Here is a 23,034-nt window from a genome sequence, read left to right as displayed (position 1 = left end):
ATGGCCGACGATTCAACCGGACAAAGCCAGATGCCAGACCGCGAAGCTGTCATTCGCGTGCGCGGCCTGACCACCCGGTTCGGCCCTCAGGTCGTGCATGACAATCTTGACCTCGACGTCTGGCGCGGCGAAGTGCTCGGCGTTGTCGGAGGCTCGGGCACCGGCAAGTCGGTCCTGTTGCGAACGATCGTCGGGCTGAACACGCCTGCGGCCGGGTCGATCGAGGTTCTGGGCGTTGACGTCCTCAACGGTCCCGAAGAAGACCGCCTGAGGATCGAACAAAGCTGGGGTGTGGCCTTTCAGGACGGTGCGCTTTTTTCGTCGCTGACCGTGTTGCAGAACGTGATGGCGCCGATGCGCGAACATCTCAAGCTCAGCGAACACCTGATGAAAGCGCTGGGGGAGTTGAAGATCAGCCTCGTCGGCCTGCCCCGGCTCAGCTGCGGGAAATTCCCGTCCGAGCTTTCAGGCGGCATGCGAAAGCGCGCGGCCTTGGCGCGCGCGCTGGCGCTGGACCCCGAGATCGTGTTTCTGGATGAACCGACCGCCGGGCTCGATCCGATTGGCGCGGCGGCCTATGACGATCTGATCGGCGAATTGCAGCGTGCGCTTGGGCTGACCGTTTTCATGGTGACGCATGACCTCGACAGTCTTTACGCGATCTGCAACCGGGTCGCGGTACTTGCGGAAAAACGCGTCCTGGTTGAGGGTCCTATTGATGACATGACATCTGTGGACCATCCTTGGGTACAGGAATATTTCACCGGTCCGCGCGCCAGAGCCGCGCAGAACAGGGAACGGGACAGTTAGGGGCAGCGGATGGAAACCAAGGCAAACTATATCCTGATAGGAGCCTTTACGCTGGCAGGCATTCTGGGCGTTTTCGGTTTTCTGTTGTGGCTCGCCAAGGTCGAGGTGAACCGCCAATACGCCTATTATGACATTCTGTTCGACGATGTCTCGGGCCTCGCGACCGCTTCAAGCGTTCGCTACAACGGCTTGCCTGTCGGTCAGGTCCTTTCGCTGCATCTTGACGACGACGATCCGTCAAAGGTGCGTGTACATATCGAAATCGACGCCGAAACACCGGTCAGGCAAGACACGATCGCTGAACTACAAGCCCTCGGCGTCACCGGCGTCAGCTATGTCGCGCTGTCCGGCGGCACGCCGGCTTCCGCACCATTGCCGTCCGGCGGCACCATAAAAAGCCGCCGAAGCGCGCTGCAATCGATATTCGAAGGGGCGCCGGAACTGATGAGCAAGGCCATTTCCTTGCTCGAAGACCTGCAATCCATCGTGAACGAGGAAAACCGAACCGCGGTTTCGAAGCTGCTCGAAAACCTGTCCTCTGCATCGGGCCGGTTGGATCAGGCCCTGTCCGATTTCGAAACGCTGTCCAAGGATCTGGGCGGCGCATCCCGCGAAATCGCGGCCTTTACCGACAAGCTGGGCAAGCTGACGGAAACGGCGGAAACCACACTCAACACCGCAACCACCGCATTGAACGATACGCGCGACGCGGCCGTTTCCACTCTGGATACGGCAAAACAGACCTTTGCCACTGCCGACGGGCTGATGAAGAACGAAATAACCGAATTCATCGGCAAGGGCACCGAAGTCGCCGAGACCGTCAATCGCGTGGTGGCCGAGGTGGGTACAGATGTGACCAGGGTTGCCGAACGCCTGAACGCGTTGTCCGACGAAGGCAGCGTGGCACTTGCAGTCGCGACCGAAACATTTTCCAACGCCAATGAGACCCTGTCAGACATCAGCAGCGCCATGGAAAGCGCCGGGACAACGCTGTCCTCTGCCAACGAGACATTCGAGTCGGTGAACAAGGTTGTGAACGAAGACGTCGGCCAGATCGTGACGGACCTGCGCGGGGCAATCGACACATTCAAAACCACCGTCGACAATGTGGCCAACAATGTCGACCGCATCGCCGACAACGTGCTGGACGCGTCGCAATCCGCGTCGGATCTGATGGGGACGGTCGATGGCATCGTTCAACAGAACCGCAGGCAGGTTTCGGATTTCATGCGCGTGGGCCTGCCGCAACTGCAACGCTTCGTCGAAGAATCCCGCCGCCTTGTCGTCAATCTCGACCGTCTTGTGGACCGTATCGAACGCGACCCGGCACGCTTCCTTCTTGGCACTCAGGCATCGGAGTTCCGTCAATGAAACGATCTGACTTTCTTGCCCTCGTCATCGGGGGGGCTCTTCTGAGCGGCTGCACCGGTCTGGATACGCTTAAGAAAGCGGCAGAACCGAACGATCTTTATGTTCTGACCCCCAAAAGCACGTTTTCCGCGTCACTCCCGCGTCTCAGACAGCAGATCGTGATCGAAGAACCGACCGCTACGGCGGCGGTCAATACTGATCAGATCGCGGTCCAGCCCACGCCGCTTCAGGTTCAGTACCTACCGCGCGCCCGCTGGGTCGACCGCGCGCCACTCATCGTGCAGGCATTGCTGATCGAAAGCTTCGAGAATTCCGGCAAGGTCGCTGCAGTCGGCCGTTCGACCGTGGGATTGCGGGCGGATTACGTGATCGTGCCGGAACTGCGCGAGTTTCAGGCTCATGCAATCGGCGGCGACGATCAGACGAAATCGCTACGCGTCGATGTCAGGCTGAACATCAAAATCATCGATACTTACGAAGATCACATCATCGGATCAAATTCGTTTGAAAAAGCAATCATTTCTGCTTCGGACAAAGCTCCCGATCTGGCGATGGCCTTTGATCAGGCTTTGGGTAACGCGATGAAAAACGCGGTCGAATGGAGCATTCGCAGGATCCATTCCCATGCCGCACAGAACCCCAGACCGGATTTGTTGTGATCACCCGCCGTTGACTTGTGTCTGGATCAGGTAGCGGGGATGACCCGGCTCTTTCAATGTGCGAATTCGCGCAAAACCGCCCCGGCGTTCTCGTTGGTCCTTGCACCGTTGCGCATGGCCAAACGCCCGTTCACCATGACATGGGCAACACCTGACGCATAGCGCCTTGGATGACGCGCCGAACAGTTGCTGGCGATGCTGGCCGGATCGAAGACGCAGATATCTGCCCTGTGTCCCGGTGCCAGACGCCCACGGTCCTTCAGCCCCAACCGATCCGCCGGGACAGAGGTTATGCGCCGGATGGCATCGGGAAGTGACAGAACCTTTCGGTCTCGAACATAATACTGAAGAAATCGTGCGGCCCAGCCATACCCGCTCAGCGATCCGACATGATCCCTGAGAATTCCGTCCCTGGCCACGGCGATAGTGTCGGAAATCACCGCGCATTCAGGCTGTTTCAGACACAGATCTATATCAGCGTCCCGAAATGACTTTGATGTCCAGAAGACGCCCATCAGATTGTCGCCCTCTTCCAAAAGGATATCGAGAACCGCATCATATGGATCAAGGCCACGCATCCGTCCGATCTCGGCAAAATCGGCACCGACCAGATCCTTGTTCACCGACGCGTTCAGCAGAACGATATCGCTCCATTTCCGGGCCTTCACGATCAGCCACATGGGCTGCGGATTGGCCTTGATCCTTGCGCGCTGTTCCGGATCCGAGAGGCGTTTCAGCACTTCGTCCAGTCCTCCCGCCTGCGCCCATTTGGGCAGGATTGCCGCCGTCAGCGTATGGTTCCAGTCATGGGGAATGACGTCAAAGGCAACGTCGACATCGTGGCGGCGGGCCAGATCGATCATTTCCAGCGTGTGCTCCATCGCATAGTCCGGCGCGCCGAATTTCGGTTGGATGTGCGAAATCTGCAGTTTCGCGCCCGATTGGCGGGCCGTCGCGATGGCTTCGGCAAAGCCCAGGTCATAGTGCGTATCGCGGTTTCTCACATGGGTTGCATAGAGCCGTCCGCGTTGAGCTGCCTTTTCACACATCGGCACCAGATGTTCGGACGCGGCCAGAATTCCGGGCCAATACTCCAGACCGGTCGAAAATCCACCAGCTCCCTCCTCAAGCGCCTGTTCCACCATCCGGCTCATCCGGTCAATCTCGTCCGGCTCACCCGCCCGCAGCGCATCCCCCAGAACCGCGCGATGAATGCTGCCATGACCCACAAAGGCCATGACGTTTACGCCAAGCTCAGTGCTTTCCAGAGCATCCAGATAATCGCCAAAGCTGTGCCAGTGCGGATGATCGGCCTTGTCGGTGTACCACGGGGAAACGGCCGGGATCTCGCTGTGACTGCACACGGGCGCACAGCTGATCCCGCATTGCCCGACAACCTCGGTCGTGACGCCCTGGTGCACCTGGCTTTCGGCGCGCCCATCGGCAATCAGGGTGAAATCGGAATGCGTGTGCATGTCGACGAAACCGGGCGAAACGGCCAGCCCGCTGACGTCGATGATCTCTGCCGATCCGTTGTCTTCCAGTTGGCCAATTGCCGCGATCCGGTCGCGCGTAATACCAATATCGGCGGTGAAACTTTCCGCGCTCACTCCGTCGAAAACTTCACCGCCCTTGAGGATCAGATCGAACATCTCCTTATTCCCCTACTTTGCCGGCCCATAGACCCAGTCGGGCAGGAACAGGGTCAGATCCGGGATTAGGATCAGGATCACCATGCCGATGATATAGGCCAGAATGAACGGCAGCACGGCAACCGAAATCCGTTCGATTGAAACTCCGGAAATCCGCGCCGCGACCGTCAGGTTTGCCCCCAACGGAGGGGTCAGGAACCCGATCTCGCAGGTGATCACCGTGAACACTCCGAACAGGACCGGATCGATGCCCAACGACACGGCCAACGGCAGGAACACGGCGGTGAACAGAACGATCTGGGCCAGCGATTCCATGAAGGTGCCGATAAAGATGTAGAACACCCCGATCAGCAGCATCACCAGGATCGGGTTTTCGGTGATCGACGTGATCCCCTGTTGCACAGCGGTGGGCACGTCGTAGAACGCGGTCAATTGCCCAAAGGCCAGCGTAGGCGTCAGCAGGATCAGGATGCCGGTCAGCAAAGCCGTGAAACGCAGCGCCTCGACGATCTTTCTTGCGGTCAGTTCGCGATAGATGAAAAGCCCCACGAACAACGCGTAAAACACCGCAACGCCTGCGGCCTCGGTCGGCGTGAACGCACCACCATAAATGCCGCCGAGGATCAGCACCGGCGCTCCGATCGACCATTTTCCCTCCCAGGCGGCGTGAAGGAACGGCCGCCATGAAAACGGATGCCCCGTCCCGCCATAGTTCCGACGGCGGGCGATGATATAGGTGGTGACCATCAGCAGGATCGTCACCAGCACGCCCGGAATGAGCCCCGCCAGAAACAGGCGCGGGATCGATGTCTCGGACACAAGACCGTATATGATCATCAGGTTCGACGGCGGGATCAGGCTGCCAAGCGCTCCGGCGCTGGCGGTGATCGCGGCGGCAAATGGGACGTCATAACCGTCCCGCCGCATCGCCGGCACCGTGACAGAGCCGATGGCCGCAGTCGTTGCCGGCCCCGACCCGGACAATGCGGCAAAAAGCATGCAGGCAAAAACCGTCACAAGCCCCATCGACCCGCGATAGGCGCCAACCAGTTTGGTCGCAATTGCAATCATCCGGTTGGCCATGCCGCCAACCTCCATCAACCGACCCGCCAGAACGAACAGCGGGATGGTCAGCAATGGAAAAGGCGTCAGGCTGGAATACCCCGTCTGCGCCATCAACGTGTAAGGGATTTCTATGAGATAGAGCGCCAACGCAGTGGTTATGCCAACAGCCACGAAAAGTGGTGTGCCGATGATCGTAAGCCCGACGAAGGCAATCGCAAGAATGAGAAGCGGATTCACAGCTGATGCTCCTGCTCGTCGGTGGTTTCATCCCATTCCTCGTGCAGCATTCCCGGGATACCTTCGCCGCCATCCCTGTACCATGTCACATAGGTCTGGATCAGGCGCACGAGCATCAGCGCGTAACCGATCACAAGCACGGATTGCGGATAGAACTGGTCGATGCCCAGACTGGGACTGCGCGAAGTGAATTTCCACAATACGGCCAGATAATCCCAACTGACCCGGATCATGAAAATCGAAAACGCGGCCCATGCCAGATCGGCGGCAAAGATCACGATACGGCCCGTCCGCTCGGGCAGGGCTTTGACGCCAACGAGGATTCGGATGTGAAAGCGTTCGCGCACGCACAGCGAGGCCCCCATGTAGACAGCCCAGACCATGCTGATCGAGGCAATCTCTTCGGACCAGTGCAATGCGGTCTGAAACACATAGCGCGCGATCACTTGCGCAAAGACGCTAAAAGAAATCACCACGAGAGCGGTGCAGCACACCACTTCTTCGAAGTGCCGTTCCAGCCATTTCAGCGCTGACATATCGGGCACCTGTTCCTTGGGCTTGGTCAGATCAGGCAGGGCGCATGCAGCGCCCCGCCAAAGCGGCGGATCTTCAGTTGGCCGCCGCCTGAATGGCGTTGACGAGTTCCACGAAGTCTTGCCCACGCTCTTCTGCAAATGCCTGCTGCACCCCCTGAGCGGCGGTAATGAAATCGGCCTTGTCCGGCGTGGTCATCGCCATGCCGCCCTCGGCAACCAGCCATTCGCGGATTTCCTCGGTTTCCGAAGCGACCTGACGGCGCAGTTCCGCCCCTGCCTCGTTCGCGGCTTGCTGAACCATGGCGCGCTGTTCGTCACTCAACCGTTTCATGAAAGCGTCCGATGCAAAAAGCGGCGCCATCGCCACGAAATGTTCGAGGATGACAAGATGGGGCTCGAACTCATAGAACTTCATGTCGCGAATGAACGAGGTTCCGTTGTCGCCACCGTCCACGGTTCCGGTCTGCAAGGCGGTTGGTGTTTCCGACCAGGCCAGCGGCACCGGCTCTGCCCCAAAGGCTTCGAAGGTCGCAATCATCACCTCGTTCTTGGGAACCCGGATCTTCAACCCTTCCATGTCCGCCATCGTATTGATGGCACGCTGCGAGTTGTAAAAATCCCGATAGAGCGCCGGACCGAAGCTCAGCAAATGAACGCTGGTCTCGGCCTGCAGCCTGTCCTTCATGACCTGACCGACTTCACCATCGACCACCCGTTCCAGATGGTCCTTGTTCTGGAATATGTATGGCAGAACCGTCACATCCATCAGTGGCCAGTGCGGCGACACGTTGTTCGCAGTGATGAAAAATCCATCAACTGTTCCCAACTGCATCGCCTTGAACGCCTCGTCCTCTGTCGAAATCTGGTTGCAGCAACGCAACTTGACTTCGATCGCCCCGTCCGAGATCGCCTCAAGCCGTTCCTTGAACAGCGTACCGAAACGGCCATAGATGGAGGCTTCGGGCGCGCCGAAACCCAGGTTCATTGTCACATCGGCGGCCGCTGCCGGTAACGCCGAAAGGCTCAGCCCGGCGGCAAGCGACACTGAGGTAGCCAGTTTAATCAAAGAACGTCTGCGCATATCTCTCCTCCCTGACAGCACAATTCGCCCATCGGCCCGGTCCCCGTCTTGTTTGCGAGCGGCTGCTTTGCCGGACGTCGATCGACGTTGTTCCAAAGGCTAGCCGAAGCCCATACCTCCAGAAAACAGGGTTTTGTGAAGCGTAATGTCACATAAAATGCAGTTAAGGCCGAAGCAGAAGATGTTCGAACGCACCTTTCTGAGCCAGAGATTTGCCCGTGTCGATGATGGCACGCACTACGGCAGAATTCTCAAGCTGCGATGCATAGCCGATGCCGTAAACCGGTTCATCCACCTCGCCCGAGATGGGAATCGGAGTATATCCCCCCTGCCCGTCGCGGTCATTGGGTCCGCAGATGTTCAGGATCGCATAGCCGAACTTGGCGCCCACCAGACCGCGCAAGACAGCGCCCGACTTGGTGCTGTGGACAATATCCGGCACCAACCCCTGTTTTTGAAACATGCTAAGGAAATAATCCCGCGTTCCATGCACATCGAGCATGATCAGAGGTTGTTCGGAAAGCTCATCAAGTGTGACCGACTTGTGCTCGGACAATGGCGAATGATGCGGAACAAGCGCCCAGGGTCTGGCCCGGAACAAGGGGACAAAGCGGTTGTCGGGATGCGTGTAACGGCGATAGGTCAATACCGCATCCACTGCACCAGAACGCAGCAATTCGTTCACGACCAGCATGTCGCCTTCCATCACATCGATACGGATGTCGGGGTAACTGTCGGCGATGCAGCGCAGCAGCGGTGGCAGAACGTAGGGGGCCGTCGGTTCGTAACAGGCAAGCCGCAGCGTCCCCGTCGGATCACCGACAAGCGACAACAAGTCGGATTCGAAAACTCTGGATTGCTCTAGGAAAGTGGCGATCTGTTTGCCCGCCATCTGTCCCAATTCGGTCGAAATCAGCCCTTTGGCCGGTATCCTGCGAAACAGCTCCGCGCCAAGGCTTTGTTCGATATGATCGATCGCCGCCGTGATCGACGATTGCGAGATGTTCATCTCGACGGCGGCGCGCGCAATCGAACCTGTCCGCATCGCAGCATCGAAATAACGCAATTGTTTGAGCGTGAATTTCACCTCAATCCACCATTCAATATATCTTATTGAGAGGTTAAATCCATTTTGCCGTGGAATAAAGTTGCGATACTCCGGCTGTTACCCGGGAGGACAGCATGCAACCCACGACCGTTTTCCGTTGCCGCAAGATCATCACCATGGACCCGAACCGCCCCGAAGCGACCCATGTGGCCGTGCGTGACGGCAAGGTCCTTGCCGTAGGCGATCAGAACTGCGCCTGGCCCGGCGATGAAACGATCCTCGACGACAGTCTGGCCGACGCGGTTTTGATGCCCGGTTTCGTCGAAGGTCACGCACACATGATGGCGGGCGCGATGTGGCGCTATGCCTATGTCGGATTTCACGACCGCATGGACCCGAACGGCGTCCTGCATCGGGGGCTTGAAGACATCCCGGGCGTGATCGAACGGCTGCGCCTGTATGATGCGGACCTTCCCGAAGGCCATGCGTTGATTGCCTGGGGGTTCGATCCGATTTTCCTTTCCGGGGAAAGGCTGTCGCGGCATCACCTTGATCAGGTTTCAACAACGCGGCCCATAGTTGTTCTGTTTTCGAACTTCCACCTGCTGTGTGCCAATTCGGCGGCTCTGACCGTGGCCGGATATGGCAGCCACACCAATGTCGAAGGTTTGGTGAAGGGTGCCGATGGCGAACCAACCGGTGAACTGCAGGAAATGGCAGCGATGTTTCCGGTCATGCGCCGGACCGGGATCGACTTTCGGGCACTGACCCAGACTCCAGAGATCATCCGCACCTATGCCCAGGTCTGTCTGAGGGCCGGGGTGACGACGACCACCGACCTGTTCGCGGAAATGGATGACGCGGATGTCGATGTTCTGCTCGACGTTACGTCCAAGCTGGACTTTCCCGTCCGTCTCGTCCCGGCCCTGGGGGCCACTGGTGGCGATCCCGCCGCGATTGCGCGCCGCGCCTTGGCGCTGAAGGCGCGATCGTCCGACAAGCTCCGTCTGGGGGCGGTCAAGCTGATGACCGACGGGTCGATTCAGGGCTGGACCGCGCGGGTGAAATGGCCAGGTTATGTGGGTGGACAACCCAACGGAATCTGGAACACGCCACCGGACCAGATATTCGCCCTGTGCGAGGCGATGCAGGAACACGGGGTGCAGATGCATATCCATGTCAACGGTGACGAGGCCTCTGACGTATCCCTCGCGGCTCTCGAGTCAGCGGCCCGCAAACACCCCTGGCCGAATGCAAGACATGTCCTGCAGCATTGCCAGATGATGGGGGCCGACCAGTTCCGGCGCTGCGCCCGGCTGGGTGTCTGCACCAACATATTTTCCAATCATATCTGGTATTTCGGCGATCAGCATGCGGCCCTGACCATCGGCGAAGACCGGGCATGCCGAATGGATGCGGCGCGCACAGCGCTGGACCAGGGTGTTCGGATCGCGATCCATTCGGACGCGCCTGTCACGCCGATGGCGCCCCTGTTCACGGCCTGGTGTGCCGTCAATCGCCAGACCCTGTCAGGCCGAATTCTGGGAGAAAGCCAAAGGATCACAATACCGGAAGCCCTGCACGCGATCACACTTGGCGCGGCTTTCACATTGGGATTGGACGGCGAAATCGGAAGTATCGAAACCGGCAAACAAGCCGACTTCACCATACTCGGCGACGATCCCACGACCGTTTCCGCCGACCGGCTCAAGGATATCGCCGTGCTTGGGACCGTTCTGGGCGGCAGGGTTCACCTGCTGTGATGCGATTGCCCCTGACGGTCATCGGCGGCTATCTTGGTGCGGGAAAAACCACCCTGATCAACCGCTTGCTTGGCGAAGATCACGGATTGCGCCTTTTGGTTCTTGTCAATGATTTCGGCGCGATCAACATCGACGCGAATTTGCTGGCGTCCGCCGATGCAGACACAATTGCGCTGACCAACGGCTGCGTATGCTGCACAATGGGGGCGGACCTGTTCATGACGATCGGGGACATTCTGGACCGCCCCGACCGTCCCGATCACCTGATCATCGAAGCCAGCGGTATCGCCGACCCGGCCGCCATCGCCAACGTCGCCAATGCCGAACCCGACCTGAGCTATGCCGGGATCGTCACGGTTGTGGATGCAAGGCAAATCCAAGACCTTCTCAATGATGATTCCATTGGGCCTCAGATTGCCCGGCAAATCGCCGTGGCCGACCTTTTGGTGCTCAGCAAGACTGAAAAAACCACCGAAAACCCGCGCGACCATCTGAGGCCAATAAATACACATGCCCCAATAATCCAAGGTGACGCCCCCATCTCGCGATTGTTGTGGGAAATCACCCCGCGCCCGTTTTCGAGTAAAACACCGCCCCATCCGGCCTATACCGCGTGGTATTGCGAAAAGGCATTTGCCGAAGACCGGCGGTCACTGCAGGAAAAGCTCGATCGCCGGCCAGCCGGCATCTATCGCCTCAAAGGTTTTGTCGAAACCCGCGAAGGGCCTTATCAGGTGCAGATTGTCGGACGGGTCTGCGAGATGCGGGCCATCGTGGATGACACCAGCACCGGCCTGGTCGCACTGGGCCTTGCCGACCGTGTGACCGAAGCTGACATTGAACAATGGTGGCGCGGTGCTACCGATCAGACAGCTGGTGTTCGGCGCTGAACGTAAAAAACACCGCACCACGCAGTCACATTCCATATCCGGCAAGCAAAAAACGCTGACGTGACGGCAAGTTGCGCTGAAACCTTGCCAGATCGTGCCATAGAGGCTCTACTGTCAGGGCCATCAATTCCGGCAAATAACAAGAAATTTAAGTCAGGGAGTGTGTAAAATGAAAAACCTCGTACTTGGAGCCGCGGCCGTTCTGGGCATGTCCGCCGGTGCAGCTTCGGCGCAGGAGTTCATCTCGATCGGAACCGGAGGTGTGACAGGCGTCTACTATCCAACAGGCGGCGCAATCTGCCGTCTGGTGAACAAGTCGCGCAAAGAGCACGGAATCCGCTGCGCCGTCGAATCCACCGGTGGCTCGGTCTATAACATCAACACCATCAAGGCCGGCGAGCTTGAGTTCGGCGTCGCCCAGTCCGACTGGCAATACCACGCCTTTAACGGCACCTCGAAATTTGAAGGCGATGCCGCGTTTCCGGGCATTCGCGCCGTCTTTTCGGTTCATCCCGAACCCTTCACCCTTCTGGTGCGCGCCGACAGCGGCATCGACAGTTTCGAAGGCCTGAAAGGCAAGCGCGTCAATGTCGGCAACCCCGGTTCCGGTCAGCGCGCCACGATGGAAGTCGTGATGAATGCATTCGGCATGGGAATGGATGATTTCGCTTTGGCCACGGAATACAAAGGATCGGAAATGGCCAAGGAAATCTGCGACGGCAATATCGACGCGATGATCTATACCATCGGGCATCCGGCGGCGGCCATCAAGGAAGCCACCACAACCTGCGACGTGAAACTGGTCAGCGTCACGGGCGAGCCGATCGACAAGCTGGTGGGCGACAATCCCTATTACCGTGTCGCGACGATCCCCGGTGGCATGTACGCCGGAAACGATCAGGAAACGACTACTTTTGGTGTTGGCGCAACATTCGTGACCTCGGCCGATGTGTCGGATGACGTGGTGTATGTCGTGGCAAAATCGGTGATGGAGAATATTGACGATTTCCGTCAGCTGCACCCGGCCTTTGAAAATCTTGACCCCGCGGAAATGGTCAGTGACGGTCTCAGCGCACCCCTGCACCCGGGGGCGGAACGCGCCTATAAAGAACTCGGTCTGATGCAATAAGCGTCAACTTCCAGCACATCGGATGCGCCCGGCAGCGGGCGCATACCCATTGGCGAAACGCCGTGGACAGGGGGACGACATGACTGACCAGACCCAACCCGAACGCAGCGCTGACGACATGGTTGCCGAGGCCGACACCGGGGCAAGAAACCCGGTGGGCTGGCAGGGCCGGTTGATCATCGGAACCTGTATCGTGTGGTCCCTTTTCCAGCTTTACATCGCGTCAAAAATACCCGGCATCATCGCCCAATCGACCGGCATCGGGATTTTCGCCAATATCGTCGCACAGGCCCGCTTTGTGCACCTGGCCTTTGCCATCATGCTGGCGACGCTTGCTTTTCCGCTTTTCAAGACCTCTCCGCGCGACCGCATACCCGTCTATGACTGGGTCTTGCTGATCCTCGGCGTGGGCGCTTGTCTGTATCTGGTGATCTTCCGGTTCCAGATCGCCGACCGCCCCGGCCTTTGGACCCCCACCGACATCGCGGTTTCAGCCACCGGGATGTTCGTTCTGATGGTGGCCGTCTATCGCTCGCTCGGATTGCCGCTGGTGGTCATCGCCAGCTGTTTCATCCTGTTTGCCTTTTTCGGCGGATATTCGGAATGGGCCCGCAACATCACCAATTACGGCGGCGCATCACTGTCCAAGGCCCTGGGCCATTACTGGATGCAGACCGAGGGGGTTTTCGGGGTGGCGCTCGGCGTATCGACCACGATGATTTTCCTGTTCGTCCTGTTCGGCGCTTTGCTGGATCGGGCGGGTGGCGGCAACTGGTTCATCAAGGTCGCCATCGCCATGCTGGGCGCCCTAAGGGGCGGACCAGCCAAGGCTTCGGTGCTGTCCTCGATGATGACCGGCATGATCTCGGGCTCATCCATCGCCAACACGGTCACCACCGGGACGTTTACTATCCCCCTGATGAAACGGATCGGCTTTCCCGCCGAAAAGGCCGGCGCGGTCGAGGTGGCGTCATCCACCAACGGTCAGCTGACCCCGCCGGTTATGGGGGCCGCGGCCTTCCTGATGGTGGAATATGTCAACATTCCCTATATCGATGTGGTCAAACACGCCTTTCTGCCGGCGGTCATCAGCTATATCGCCCTGCTCTACATCGTGCACCTTGAAAGCCTGAAGATGGGGCTGGAAGGCCTGAAAAAGGAAGGTCGCAAGATCGGCGTCCTGATGATCCTGATCCTGTTCCTGTCCGGTTTCATTTTCCTGGGCCTCTGCACCTTCCTGATGATCGGTTTGCGCGCCCTGCTCGATCCGATCATGACCGAAAGCGTCTATGGCGCCGTAGCCATCGTCGCGGGTCTCTATCTGATTCTCGTCTACATTTCGTCCCGTTATCCGGACATCGAAATCGACGACCCGAACGCCCCGGTCCCGGCGGCGCCACGACTGACACCGACGCTGATTGGCGGAGCCTATTTCGCGCTGCCGATCTTCATCCTGATCTGGAATCTCATGGTGCGCACCGACAGCCTGGAGCGGCTTTCGCCCGCCCTGTCCGCCTTCTGGGCCACTGTCTTCATGATCATCATCGCCCTGACTCACCGCCCGATCAAAGCGTTTTTCAGGGGCCAGGATTTCGCCGGTGAAACCCTGCACGGCTGGAATGACTTCGTTCAGGGTCTGATCCTCGGTGCGCGCAACATGATCGGGATTGGCGTGGCAACGGGTGCGGCCGGTATTATTGTCGGAACCATCTCCTTGACCGGCGCGCATCAGGTCATAGGTCAGGTGATCGAGGTCATCTCGGGCGGCAACCTGATGATATTGCTCGTTCTGGTCGCCGTTCTGTCGCTGATCCTCGGCATGGGGCTTCCGACAACGGCCAATTACATCGTTGTCTCGTCTCTGATGGCTCCGGTCATCGTGTCGGTGGGGGCGCAGTCCGGCCTGATCGTGCCGCTGATTGCCGTTCATATGTTCGTCTTCTATTTCGGCATCCTCGCCGATGACACGCCGCCGGTCGGCCTTGCGGCATATGCGGCGGCGGCCATATCGCGGGGCGATCCGATCAAGACGGGCATTCAGGGCTTTGCCTATGACATCCGGACAGCGCTTTTGCCGTTCCTCTTCATTTTCAACACCGATCTGTTGCTGATCGACGTGGGTCTCGCCAAGGCGGTGCTGGTCTTTTTCGTGGCCCTTCTTGCGATGTTGTTGTTTGCAGCGGCCACGCAGGGTTATTTCGTGGCCAAATCAAGAGCATGGGAAAGCGTGGTGTTGCTGTTCATCGCCTTCCTGCTGTTCCGGCCCGGGTTCTTCCTGGATCAGGTCAGCGAACCTTATGCAAGCGCCGATGGACCCGCAGCCATTGCGCTGATGGCCGATGCCGATGACGGCAAGGACATCCGCATAACAATTGCAGGCCCGGATTTCGACAACGCCGAAATTCGCCCGACCACGATCGTGATCCCGGCTGTTGCCGGCGATGCCGAGGCCGCACTCTCGGCTCAGGGCCTGTCCTTCATCGAAAGCGGTGACGCCTTGGAAATGGAAGAACCGTTTGGCGGGCCCTTCGGATCGCTCAGCATCGATTATGACTTTTACGGCGATACCCCGGTTCATCTGGTAAAGGCCGAGATAGAAAACGACCGAATGCCGAAAGAGGTCTTCTTCATCCCTGCCCTGCTGCTGCTGGCAGGCATCGTCATGATTCAGCGGCCTCGCGCCACGCAACCCGCATTCTGAGGGAGTATGGCCATGTTCAAGACCCTACTGATAGCCGTCGACATCAGCGACCCTCTTGGAGCGGCGCGCAGCACACAAGCCGCAGTCAACATGGCGCGTGCCGAGAGAGCGATCTTGCATGTGCTGAACGTCATTCCCGACAGCGGCATGGCGATCGTGGGCGCAATGCTTGGACCGGATCATTCGAAAAAGATTGCTGACCAGGCCAAATCCGAACTCGAAACCTGGGCCAGGGATGCAATCCCCCCGGATATCGATGCGCGGCTGCACATCTCGCATGGCACGATCTACGACCAGATCATCAAGGTCGCCGATCAATTGGGTGCCGATGCGATCTTTGTCGGCGCGCACCGGCCGGAATTGCAGGACTATCTGATAGGCCCGAATTCCGCCCGCGTGGCCCGACATGCGCGACAATCCGTGTTCGTCGTTCGGTGATATCCGCCCTGACGGCCGCGCGTTCGCCGAAAAAACCGGCGCCCAATCAATGCGAATTCTATGGGCGGTCTATGGCACTGCACTCGACACCATGGCTTCGTTTATTATTCTGCGCGTTGCACCTGTTTCCAGCGTGGACATGATCGGCTCCGATCTGGCGATGACTTTTCCGCTCCGGACCACCACCAGACGGTGCGCACGCAGCCGTATCGCTTCGATCTTGTCTGCCGCCTGCAACAGAACGAAATTCGCCCTGCACCCTTCGGCAACACCGTACCCTTCCAATCCCAGTATTTTGGCGGGGTTTTCCGTCACCGCATCAAAGCACCAATCCATATCCGCACGACTGGAAAGCTGGCCGACGTGAAGCCCCATCATGGCCACATCCAGCATGTCGGCCTTGCCCAGCGAATACCAGGGATCCATCATGCAATCCGATCCAAATCCAACGACTATTCCGGCGTCGCGCAGCTCACGAACGCGGGTCTGCCCCCTGCGCTTGGGATAAGTGTCGTGCCGGCCCTGAAGCATGATGTTGATCAACGGGTTCGGGATGGCGTGAACCTGCGCTTCTGCCATCAGGGGGATCAGCTTCGAGACATAATAGTTGTCCATCGAATGCATCGACGTCAGGTGCGATCCGGCGACCCGACCCTGCAGGCCAAGCCGCTGGGTCTCGAAAGCCAGGGTTTCGACATGTCGGCTGAGAGGATCGTCACTTTCATCGCAATGCATGTCGACCATCAACCCGCGCTCTGCCGCGATCTCGCATAGCAGCCGCACCGACTCAGCCCCATCCGACATCGTGCGTTCGAAATGAGGGATGCCCCCCACGACGTCCACGCCCATGTCCAGCGCCCGCACCGTGTTCCGCATCGCGGTCGGATCACGCAGAACCCCGTCCTGAGGGAATGCGACCAGCTGCAGATCAAGGTAATCCTTGACCCTCTCACGCACCTCCAATAGGGCCTGAACCCCTTTCAGTTCGTCGTCGCAAGTGTCCACGTGGCTGCGGATTGCGCCGATGCCCTTCGATATGGCCAGATCACAATAGCGCAACGCACGTTCGATGATGTCATCGACCGATTGAATCGGTTTCAGCTCACCCCAAAGCGCGATGCCCTCCAGCAACGTGCCGGACATGTTCATGCGCGGAGTGCCCAGCGACAATGTCGCGTCCATATGGAAATGAGGATCAACAAAGGGCGGCGACACCAGGTACCCGCCTGCATCGATCTCCTCTCGCGCCTCTGCGGCGATGCCGGGTTCAACCGCGGTGATCCTGCCGCCCTTGCACCCGATATCCAGACCCTTGCGGCCATCTGTGAGGGTGGCATTTCTGACAATCAGGTCTAACATCTCATCTCCTACCTCTGCCCCTTGAACCACGGGGTCAACAACGCGCGGGGATAGTCGGCCGAGCGGGCGGCAATCACAAGCGCGATGATTGACAGGATATATGGGGCCATCAGGAAAACCTGGCCGGGCACCAGGGCGCCCATTTCCGTTTGCAGACGCACCTGCAATGCATCGAACGCCCCGAACAGCAATGCGCCAAACAGCGCCTTTCCCGGTCGCCAGCTTGCAAAGATAACCAGCGCGATGCAAACCCAGCCGCGCCCGTTGACCATGCCAAAGAAAAAGGCGTCAAACGCGCTCATCGTCAGGAATGCGCCGCCAAGCGCCATCAGCGCGGACCCCGCAACAATGGCCCCGATCCTCAGCCCATAGACGGACAACCCCTGCGCATCGACGCTGTCGGGGTTGTCTCCGACCGCCTGAATGGCGACCCCCAGGGCCGTGCGGTTCATGACGTACCAAACAACCGCCACCATCAAAAGCGCAAGCCAGGTCAATGCGGTCTGCTGAAACAGAACCGGCCCGATGAATGGCAGGTCTGACAGGACAGGCAGATCGATGGCCCGGAAAGGCTCGATCCTCGGAGGAGAAGAAACATTTGGCAATGCCGTGCGATAGGAAAAGTAACTGACCGACGTGGCAAACAGCGTAATCCCAAGGCCCGAGACGTGCTGCGACAACCCCAGAGGGACAGTCAGTATCGCGTGCATCAGGCCAAAGAAAGCGCCTGCCAGCGCGGCCACCAGAACGCCCCCCCACAACCCCGCCCCCAACCACACGGCCATCCAGCCACTCATGGCGCCGATCACGAAAATACCCTCGATCCCGAGGTTGAGAACGCCAGAGCGTTCGCAGATCAACGCCCCCAGAACACCAAAGATCAGCGGCGTGGCAATCCGCAGCGATGCCGCCCAGAAGCTTTCGCTCACAAGAATGGTCAGAAGATCCATCATGTCCGCGCGCTCCCGGAATGGGTGCGAACGACCCGGTATCTGGCGATGAAGCCTCCGACAAGAACACACAACAGTGCGACCGACACCACGAGATCGGCAAGAAAGGACGACACACCCAATGCGCGGCTCATGGAATCCGCTCCAACAAAAACCGACGCGATGAAAATGGCCGCAACCACCACGCCCGCCGGCGACAGCCCCGCCAGCATGGCGACCACGATACCGGTATACCCAAAGCCCGGAGACAGATCGGACGTCACATACCCTTTCAGACCGGCAACCTCGCTGACGCCGGCCAACCCGGCCAATCCGCCGGAAATGACCGCAACGCCAAACAGCGAGCGGTTCACGTTGATGCCGGCATGCCGGGCGGCGGCGGCATTCTCGCCGACAGCCCGAAGCTTGAACCCCCAAACCGAACGCGCCAGCATGAATTGCGCGATGGCCGCCAGCACCAATGCCAGCAACAGCCCGGAATGAACCCGCATGCGATCCACCAGCGGCGGCAGCATGCCCTGATCCAGCACCGGTGCCGATTGCGGCCAGCCAAGCCCCATCGGGTCCTGCAATGGGCCTTCCAGCATCATCTGAAGAAAGATCAGAATGATGAAATTCAACAGCAGGGTCGTCACAACCTCATCTGCCCCGAAACGCACCTTCAGAAAGGTCGGCCCGACCATGCCGGCCGCTCCCGCAGCTGCGCCCAATACAATGATCAGCGGTACAAGAAAGACACCGGGAAGATCGACTGCCCCCGATCCGATGGCGACCGCCGCCATGGCGCCAAGGTAAAGCTGCCCCTCGGCCCCGATATTCCAGAGTTTTGCGCGAAAGGCGAGTGCCGCCGCCAAGCCGGTGAAAATCAAAGGCGTGGCGCGTGTCAGCACCTCGGAAATCGCAAAGACCGATCCAAAGACACCCTTGATCATTTCCCCATATGCGATGATCGGATTGGCGCCCGCAGCCATCAAGGGGATCGCCGCGAAAGCCAATGACACCGCCGCCGACAAGACCGGAATACCCACCGCATACAAGCGGGACGGATTTTCCCGTGGCTCGATCCGTATCATGCCGTCTCTCCTGCCATCATCAGACCAATCCTTTCCCGGTCATGGCTGGCGGCAGTCACAAGGGTTCCGTCACGGATAACCATGATGCGATCCGCAAGGCCCAGAATTTCATCCAGATCCTCAGATATCAGCACGACACCCGCACCGCGTTCGCGGGCCTCCAAAAGCCGTCGCCCGACTTCGGCCGCAGCCCCCATATCAAGGCCACGCGTCGGCTGGTTGGCAAGGATCAGGCGCGGCGCTCGATCAAAGACGCGCGCCAGGATCAGTTTCTGGATGTTGCCGCCGGACAGCAGGCGTGACGCGACATCGACCCCCGGACCGCGCACGTCATAGGCTTTGGACAGCTTCTCGGCATTTCCCCGAATTGTGTCCTTGCGCAAAAGACCACCAGATTGAATTTCGGGATCGTCCAGCCGTTCGATCACCAGATTTTCCGCCACCGTCATCGCCCCCACGATCCCTTCGTGATGGCGGTCTTCGGGAATGCGCCCGACACCGGACCGTATCATGACGGCAGGGCTGGGTTTGGCAATCTGTTCCCCGTTCACGCGAATGGAGCCTTCTATTGGCCGGACAAGGCCCGAGATCACATTGGCCAGCGCGCCCTGACCGTTTCCCGAAATACCAGCAATGCCAAGGATTTCGTGCGCATGCACGGTCAGAGTCGCATTTTTCAACGTGTCGCGTTGCGAACGGCCCGCGACCGAAACGCCCTCGATCGACAGGACAGGCGCGCCGGGGGCCATCTGCACCCGGGCGACCTTCGGTGTATCGGCACCAACCATCATGCGCGCAATGGCCTTTTCGTCCGCCTCGGATGTGGCCATTTCCCCGACTTTCCGCCCATGTCGCAGGACCGCAATCCTGTCAGAAAAAGACAGCACTTCCCGCAGCTTGTGGCTGATGAAAATGACGGCCAGACCTTCCTTGGTCATCAGCTTGATATTCTCGAAAAGCGCATCTGCTTCCTGTGGGGTCAGCACGGCGGTGGGTTCGTCCAGAACCAGAATGCGCGCATCCCGATAGAGCGCCTTGAGTATCTCGACCCTTTGCCGCTCGCCCACGGAAAGGCGACCAACGGGCACATCCAAGGGCGCGCTGAGACCACTTTGCGTTATGATGTCTTCGATTTTCCGGCGCGCGGCTTGCCGGTTCCGGCGCAATCTGCGCAAGGGTTCCGACCCCAGCGTGATATTGTCCAGGGCGTTTATGTTTTCGGCCAGAGTGAAATGCTGATGCACCATGCCGACACCCGCCTCAAGCGCGGCCTGCGGGTGACCAAGCGGCAGGGCGTGCAGCGTTCCGCCGCTGTCTGCCACCTCAACCGTGCCCGCGTCCGGCAGGTAATGTCCGAACAGCATGTTCATCAGCGTGGTCTTGCCCGCGCCGTTTTCCCCCAGAAGCGCCAGCACCTCGCCGCGCTTCAAGGTCAGGCTGACATCATCGTTGGCCACTACCGGGCCGAACCGCTTGCACAGCCCGGCAAGCCTGAGAACCGTGGTCTCTGTCATTGGAAAACAAGGGCCGGCGGTTTCGCCGGCCCCCATGAAATCAGTTGTCGGAAACCGGGCGGGCATCGTTCACGTTGACACGGAACAGCCCGTCCAGGATCTCGGTTTCGCGCGCGTTCACGGCATCGATCACGTCTCCCGAGACCAGGTTCTCATCCAACACCAGCGAACCGCCGCCATAGGCCATAAAGCTGTACTGGCCGTAATCAGCAGCCTCGAACGATCCGGCAGATACGTTGGCAATCGCTTTGTCGATGGTGGGTTCCATGTGCCAGAGCGCCGAGGCCATGATCGTCCCCGGATAATCCTGCGAGGTGTCGATCACGTTTCCGACCGCCTTGACCCCGCGTTCGACCGCAGCGTCCGACACGCCAAAGCGTTCGGCATACATGATGTCGGCCCCTGCATCCATCATCGCAAAAGCGCTTTCCTTGGCCTTGGGCGGGTCGTACCAGCTGTCTATGAAATTCACGATGAACTTGACGTCCGGGTTGGTTTCCCGCGCGCCTTCCATGAACGCATGCATCAATCGGTTCACTTCGGGAATGGCATAACCCCCGACCATACCGATGACATTGCTTTCCGTTGCGGAACCGGCAACCATGCCGGTCAGATAGGATGGTTCGTGAATCCAGTTGTCAAAGACAGAAAAGTTCGGAGCGACCGGACCAAAGGAAGACCCCATCAGGAACGCGGTGTCGGGATAGTCCTTCGCCACCTTCCGCGCGGCGCGTTCCAGACCAAAGACTTCACCAACGATCAGTTGCTGCCCCTGCTCTGCATACTCGCGCATGACCCTTTCATAATCCGTATTTGCGACGTTTTCCGAAAACACATATTCGATGTCCCCGCGTTCGGCCGCAGTGTTCAATGCCTTGTGTATGCGGCTGATCCACTGCTGTTCCACGGGAAGCGTATAGATTGCGGCCACCTTCACCTTGTCGGCGACTGCGGTTCCGGCGGTTAGGAGGGTCGAGGCGGCAACAAACGCTGCAAGCATCACCCTTCGAGTGACTTTACGTATTCTCATTTTCCTCTCCTGTTTTTTGATAAGCGTGCATTTTTTGACCAAATAATCAATTATTTTCGGTGGCGTGCCTCCACGAAACCGATGAGGACAGCGAAAACCCTTCGCCTCCTGCTGCCTGGCTATCCGATCCAACTGAGATTTTGCAGACCGCCTGAAAAGGCGGTCCGGCATTGTCGCGGCAGACAATTGGCCCACCTTCCCCGGCTTCAGGTCGGCACCCTTGCTTCAAGCCACCGGAAGAACAACGCGATGATGCCCGCAATGACCATGTAAACCGCCGCCAGCAACAAAAGCGGTTCATAGACGATGAACGTATCCGCCCGCACGCGCGAGGAAACCGCATAGATTTCGATCACGGTAATCGTGGCAACCAGCGGCGTCGCCTTGAGCTGCAGGATCGTTTCACCGCCCAGCGTCGGCAAGACGTTTCTGACCGCCAGCGGCAACCAGATACGGCGGAACATGGTAAATCGAGGCATCCCAAAGGACTTGGCGGCCTCCAACTGACCCTTGCCGACCCCGGCGAAAGCGCCGCGCATGACCTCTCCCTCGTATCCGGCATAGGACAGGGTCAGCGCCAGAACCGCATAGGGCCAGGCCTGACGCAGATAAGGCCACAGCTCGCTCCCCCTGATCCAGGGATACTGGGGAAACAGCGAGCCAAGCCCATAGTACAGCAGCCAGATTTGCAACAGCAGCGGCGTACCCCGGATAATCGTGCAAAAGATCCGTGCAGGCGCGGCCAGATACCACGGGCCAATGGCCTGCGCCAAACCCAGCGGCACCGCAAGCAAGAACCCCAGCACCGTCGTCACCACCAAAATCCAGATCGTGCGCCAAAGCCCCTCAAGCGCCAGCGGCATGTATTTCGGAATCCAATCCCACCGCAACGTCAGGGCGCACCACAGCACGAACAGCGCAAAAAGACCCATAAGAACCAAACGGTGCGGTTGCAGCAGCGCGCGCAGGTCGATCATTTTGCGCCGCCTTTCAGTGAGGGCTGACCACGCCGCGCCCATTTCTCAACCCAGCCGAACACCGCACCCGAACACAGGGTGATCGTCAGATACAGTGCCCCTGCCGCCATGAAAAAGGTGAAATAGGCGCGTGTGCTGCTGGCCGCCTGCCGTGTCTCCAGGGTAAGCTCGGAAAACCCGACAATCGCCAAAAGCGCGGTATCCTTGGTCGCAATAAGCCACAGGTTCGCCAACCCCGGCGTGGCAAAGGACATCATCGCCGGAATCGTCACGCGCCTCATGATCATGAATGCGGGCATGCCAAACGACCTGGCCGCCTCGATCTGTCCCGGCGGAACCGCCTTGATGGCCCCACGCAAAACCTCGGTGGAATATGCGCCCTGAACAATGCCCAGCACCCAGATACCGGCCAGCACGCCGCTGATCTCGACCCGGCCATAGCCCATCATCGCGGCCGCCTTGTTGATCAGGTCCGAACCGACGTAATAGAGGATCAGGATCAGAACCAGTTCCGGAACCGCCCGGATCACCGTCGTATAGATGGCGAGCAGATCCCGCAGGACCGGCCCGCCATATAGTTTTCCATAAGCCCCGAACAGTCCGATCACCAGACCCAGGCCATAGGCCCCGAACGCGATCTGCAGCGAATTGGCGAGACCGCGCAACAGGTTCGCACCCCAGCCCGGCGGAGACAGCGACAACAGTTGCGCGCTCTCCGCCAGACCCAGCGATGCCAGGATCGTTTCCAAGA

20 protein-coding genes are annotated in these 23,034 nt (G+C 59.1%); 8 read left to right on the top strand and 12 right to left on the bottom strand.

What is annotated here, in order from left to right:
• Genes ACR0LZ_RS11775 through ACR0LZ_RS11765 form a run of 3 tightly spaced genes read left to right on the top strand, consistent with a single transcriptional unit; the run spans position 1 to position 2,840 of the window.
• On the top strand, positions 1 to 810 hold the full coding sequence (locus ACR0LZ_RS11775; protein ID WP_480749996.1) for an ABC transporter ATP-binding protein: 810 nt from the start codon (positions 1 to 3) through the stop codon (positions 808 to 810).
• A 9-nt stretch (positions 811 to 819) separates the two neighbouring features.
• Positions 820 to 2,181 (top strand): MlaD family protein, encoded by a 1,362-nt coding sequence (locus ACR0LZ_RS11770; RefSeq protein WP_480749995.1) that lies wholly within the window; start codon positions 820 to 822, stop codon positions 2,179 to 2,181.
• Complete coding sequence (locus ACR0LZ_RS11765; RefSeq protein WP_480749994.1) at positions 2,178 to 2,840, top strand: ABC-type transport auxiliary lipoprotein family protein; 663 nt, start codon at positions 2,178 to 2,180, stop codon at positions 2,838 to 2,840. Before ACR0LZ_RS11770 ends, ACR0LZ_RS11765 begins: the two co-directional genes overlap by 4 nt.
• A gap of 53 nt (positions 2,841 to 2,893) precedes the next feature.
• Here the strand turns inward: ACR0LZ_RS11765 and ACR0LZ_RS11760 are convergent, their stop codons facing one another.
• From ACR0LZ_RS11760 to ACR0LZ_RS11740, 5 genes are all read right to left on the bottom strand, one after another.
• Positions 2,894 to 4,492, bottom strand: a complete 1,599-nt coding sequence (locus ACR0LZ_RS11760) for an N-acyl-D-amino-acid deacylase family protein (protein ID WP_480749993.1) — start codon at positions 4,490 to 4,492, stop codon at positions 2,894 to 2,896.
• A 12-nt stretch (positions 4,493 to 4,504) separates the two neighbouring features.
• Complete coding sequence (locus ACR0LZ_RS11755; RefSeq protein WP_480749992.1) at positions 4,505 to 5,794, bottom strand: TRAP transporter large permease; 1,290 nt, start codon at positions 5,792 to 5,794, stop codon at positions 4,505 to 4,507.
• Positions 5,791 to 6,330: a TRAP transporter small permease gene (locus ACR0LZ_RS11750; RefSeq protein ID WP_480749991.1), complete on the bottom strand. Its 540-nt coding sequence runs from the start codon at positions 6,328 to 6,330 to the stop codon at positions 5,791 to 5,793. Before ACR0LZ_RS11750 ends, ACR0LZ_RS11755 begins: the two co-directional genes overlap by 4 nt.
• Before the next feature lie 73 nt (positions 6,331 to 6,403).
• Complete coding sequence (locus ACR0LZ_RS11745) at positions 6,404 to 7,411, bottom strand: TRAP transporter substrate-binding protein (protein ID WP_480749990.1); 1,008 nt, start codon at positions 7,409 to 7,411, stop codon at positions 6,404 to 6,406.
• A gap of 163 nt (positions 7,412 to 7,574) precedes the next feature.
• Complete coding sequence (locus tag ACR0LZ_RS11740) at positions 7,575 to 8,498, bottom strand: LysR family transcriptional regulator (protein ID WP_480749989.1); 924 nt, start codon at positions 8,496 to 8,498, stop codon at positions 7,575 to 7,577.
• A 95-nt stretch (positions 8,499 to 8,593) separates the two neighbouring features.
• Between ACR0LZ_RS11740 and ACR0LZ_RS11735 the strand changes: the two genes are divergently transcribed.
• The 5 genes from ACR0LZ_RS11735 to ACR0LZ_RS11715 all read left to right on the top strand — a co-directional run bounded on the left by ACR0LZ_RS11735 (position 8,594) and on the right by ACR0LZ_RS11715 (position 15,380).
• Positions 8,594 to 10,222, top strand: a complete 1,629-nt coding sequence (locus tag ACR0LZ_RS11735; RefSeq protein ID WP_480749988.1) for an amidohydrolase — start codon at positions 8,594 to 8,596, stop codon at positions 10,220 to 10,222.
• Positions 10,222 to 11,112 carry a CobW family GTP-binding protein gene (locus ACR0LZ_RS11730; RefSeq protein ID WP_480749987.1) on the top strand — a complete coding sequence of 297 codons (891 nt, stop codon included), beginning with the start codon at positions 10,222 to 10,224 and terminating at the stop codon, positions 11,110 to 11,112. Before ACR0LZ_RS11735 ends, ACR0LZ_RS11730 begins: the two co-directional genes overlap by 1 nt.
• A gap of 169 nt (positions 11,113 to 11,281) precedes the next feature.
• Positions 11,282 to 12,241 (top strand): TAXI family TRAP transporter solute-binding subunit, encoded by a 960-nt coding sequence (locus tag ACR0LZ_RS11725; RefSeq protein ID WP_480749986.1) that lies wholly within the window; start codon positions 11,282 to 11,284, stop codon positions 12,239 to 12,241.
• Positions 12,242 to 12,320: 79 nt separating this feature from the next.
• The gene (locus ACR0LZ_RS11720) at positions 12,321 to 14,942 is read left to right on the top strand and encodes a TRAP transporter permease (RefSeq protein ID WP_480749985.1); all 2,622 of its coding nucleotides are present in this window, start codon (positions 12,321 to 12,323) and stop codon (positions 14,940 to 14,942) included.
• Between the two features lie 12 nt (positions 14,943 to 14,954).
• Positions 14,955 to 15,380 carry a universal stress protein gene (locus ACR0LZ_RS11715; protein WP_480749984.1) on the top strand — a complete coding sequence of 142 codons (426 nt, stop codon included), beginning with the start codon at positions 14,955 to 14,957 and terminating at the stop codon, positions 15,378 to 15,380.
• Between the two features lie 69 nt (positions 15,381 to 15,449).
• On the opposite strand, the gene ACR0LZ_RS11710 is transcribed toward ACR0LZ_RS11715, so the two are convergent.
• The 7 genes from ACR0LZ_RS11710 to ACR0LZ_RS11680 all read right to left on the bottom strand — a co-directional run bounded on the left by ACR0LZ_RS11710 (position 15,450) and on the right by ACR0LZ_RS11680 (position 23,032).
• Complete coding sequence (locus ACR0LZ_RS11710) at positions 15,450 to 16,739, bottom strand: amidohydrolase family protein (RefSeq protein WP_480749983.1); 1,290 nt, start codon at positions 16,737 to 16,739, stop codon at positions 15,450 to 15,452.
• Between the two features lie 8 nt (positions 16,740 to 16,747).
• Positions 16,748 to 17,689: an ABC transporter permease gene (locus ACR0LZ_RS11705; protein ID WP_480750010.1), complete on the bottom strand. Its 942-nt coding sequence runs from the start codon at positions 17,687 to 17,689 to the stop codon at positions 16,748 to 16,750.
• Positions 17,689 to 18,759 carry an ABC transporter permease gene (locus ACR0LZ_RS11700; RefSeq protein WP_480750009.1) on the bottom strand — a complete coding sequence of 357 codons (1,071 nt, stop codon included), beginning with the start codon at positions 18,757 to 18,759 and terminating at the stop codon, positions 17,689 to 17,691. The genes ACR0LZ_RS11705 and ACR0LZ_RS11700 overlap by 1 nt, the downstream gene beginning before the upstream one ends.
• The gene (locus ACR0LZ_RS11695) at positions 18,759 to 20,276 is read right to left on the bottom strand and encodes an ABC transporter ATP-binding protein (protein ID WP_480749982.1); all 1,518 of its coding nucleotides are present in this window, start codon (positions 20,274 to 20,276) and stop codon (positions 18,759 to 18,761) included. Before ACR0LZ_RS11695 ends, ACR0LZ_RS11700 begins: the two co-directional genes overlap by 1 nt.
• Positions 20,277 to 20,316: 40 nt before the next feature.
• A complete protein-coding gene (locus ACR0LZ_RS11690) occupies positions 20,317 to 21,306 on the bottom strand; it encodes a BMP family protein (protein WP_480749981.1) in 990 nt (329 codons plus the stop codon).
• Positions 21,307 to 21,512: 206 nt separating this feature from the next.
• On the bottom strand, positions 21,513 to 22,283 hold the full coding sequence (locus ACR0LZ_RS11685; protein WP_480749980.1) for an ABC transporter permease: 771 nt from the start codon (positions 22,281 to 22,283) through the stop codon (positions 21,513 to 21,515).
• Complete coding sequence (locus ACR0LZ_RS11680; protein WP_480749979.1) at positions 22,280 to 23,032, bottom strand: ABC transporter permease; 753 nt, start codon at positions 23,030 to 23,032, stop codon at positions 22,280 to 22,282. Before ACR0LZ_RS11680 ends, ACR0LZ_RS11685 begins: the two co-directional genes overlap by 4 nt.
• Positions 23,033 to 23,034 lie beyond the last annotated feature (2 nt).

It is taken from the genome of Ruegeria sp. CI1, assembly GCF_056536925.1.
Note: the sequence above shows the minus strand (reverse complement) of the source record. Positions and strands in the feature narration are given on the sequence as shown.

Bases quoted from the DNA above. Each gene is read 5' to 3' on its own strand.
- ACR0LZ_RS11775 (WP_480749996.1), top strand. From the start codon at position 1: ATGGCCGACGATTCAACCGGACAAAGCCAGATGCCAGACCGCGAAGCT.
- ACR0LZ_RS11770 (WP_480749995.1), top strand. From the start codon at position 820: ATGGAAACCAAGGCAAACTATATCCTGATAGGAGCCTTTACGCTGGCA.
- ACR0LZ_RS11765 (WP_480749994.1), top strand. From the start codon at position 2,178: ATGAAACGATCTGACTTTCTTGCCCTCGTCATCGGGGGGGCTCTTCTG.
- ACR0LZ_RS11760 (WP_480749993.1), bottom strand. From the start codon at position 4,492: ATGTTCGATCTGATCCTCAAGGGCGGTGAAGTTTTCGACGGAGTGAGC.
- ACR0LZ_RS11750 (WP_480749991.1), bottom strand. From the start codon at position 6,330: ATGTCAGCGCTGAAATGGCTGGAACGGCACTTCGAAGAAGTGGTGTGC.
- ACR0LZ_RS11745 (WP_480749990.1), bottom strand. From the start codon at position 7,411: ATGCGCAGACGTTCTTTGATTAAACTGGCTACCTCAGTGTCGCTTGCC.
- ACR0LZ_RS11735 (WP_480749988.1), top strand. From the start codon at position 8,594: ATGCAACCCACGACCGTTTTCCGTTGCCGCAAGATCATCACCATGGAC.
- ACR0LZ_RS11730 (WP_480749987.1), top strand. From the start codon at position 10,222: ATGCGATTGCCCCTGACGGTCATCGGCGGCTATCTTGGTGCGGGAAAA.
- ACR0LZ_RS11725 (WP_480749986.1), top strand. From the start codon at position 11,282: ATGAAAAACCTCGTACTTGGAGCCGCGGCCGTTCTGGGCATGTCCGCC.
- ACR0LZ_RS11720 (WP_480749985.1), top strand. From the start codon at position 12,321: ATGACTGACCAGACCCAACCCGAACGCAGCGCTGACGACATGGTTGCC.
- ACR0LZ_RS11715 (WP_480749984.1), top strand. From the start codon at position 14,955: ATGTTCAAGACCCTACTGATAGCCGTCGACATCAGCGACCCTCTTGGA.
- ACR0LZ_RS11710 (WP_480749983.1), bottom strand. From the start codon at position 16,739: ATGTTAGACCTGATTGTCAGAAATGCCACCCTCACAGATGGCCGCAAG.
- ACR0LZ_RS11705 (WP_480750010.1), bottom strand. From the start codon at position 17,689: ATGGATCTTCTGACCATTCTTGTGAGCGAAAGCTTCTGGGCGGCATCG.
- ACR0LZ_RS11695 (WP_480749982.1), bottom strand. From the start codon at position 20,276: ATGACAGAGACCACGGTTCTCAGGCTTGCCGGGCTGTGCAAGCGGTTC.
- ACR0LZ_RS11690 (WP_480749981.1), bottom strand. From the start codon at position 21,306: ATGAGAATACGTAAAGTCACTCGAAGGGTGATGCTTGCAGCGTTTGTT.
- ACR0LZ_RS11685 (WP_480749980.1), bottom strand. From the start codon at position 22,283: ATGATCGACCTGCGCGCGCTGCTGCAACCGCACCGTTTGGTTCTTATG.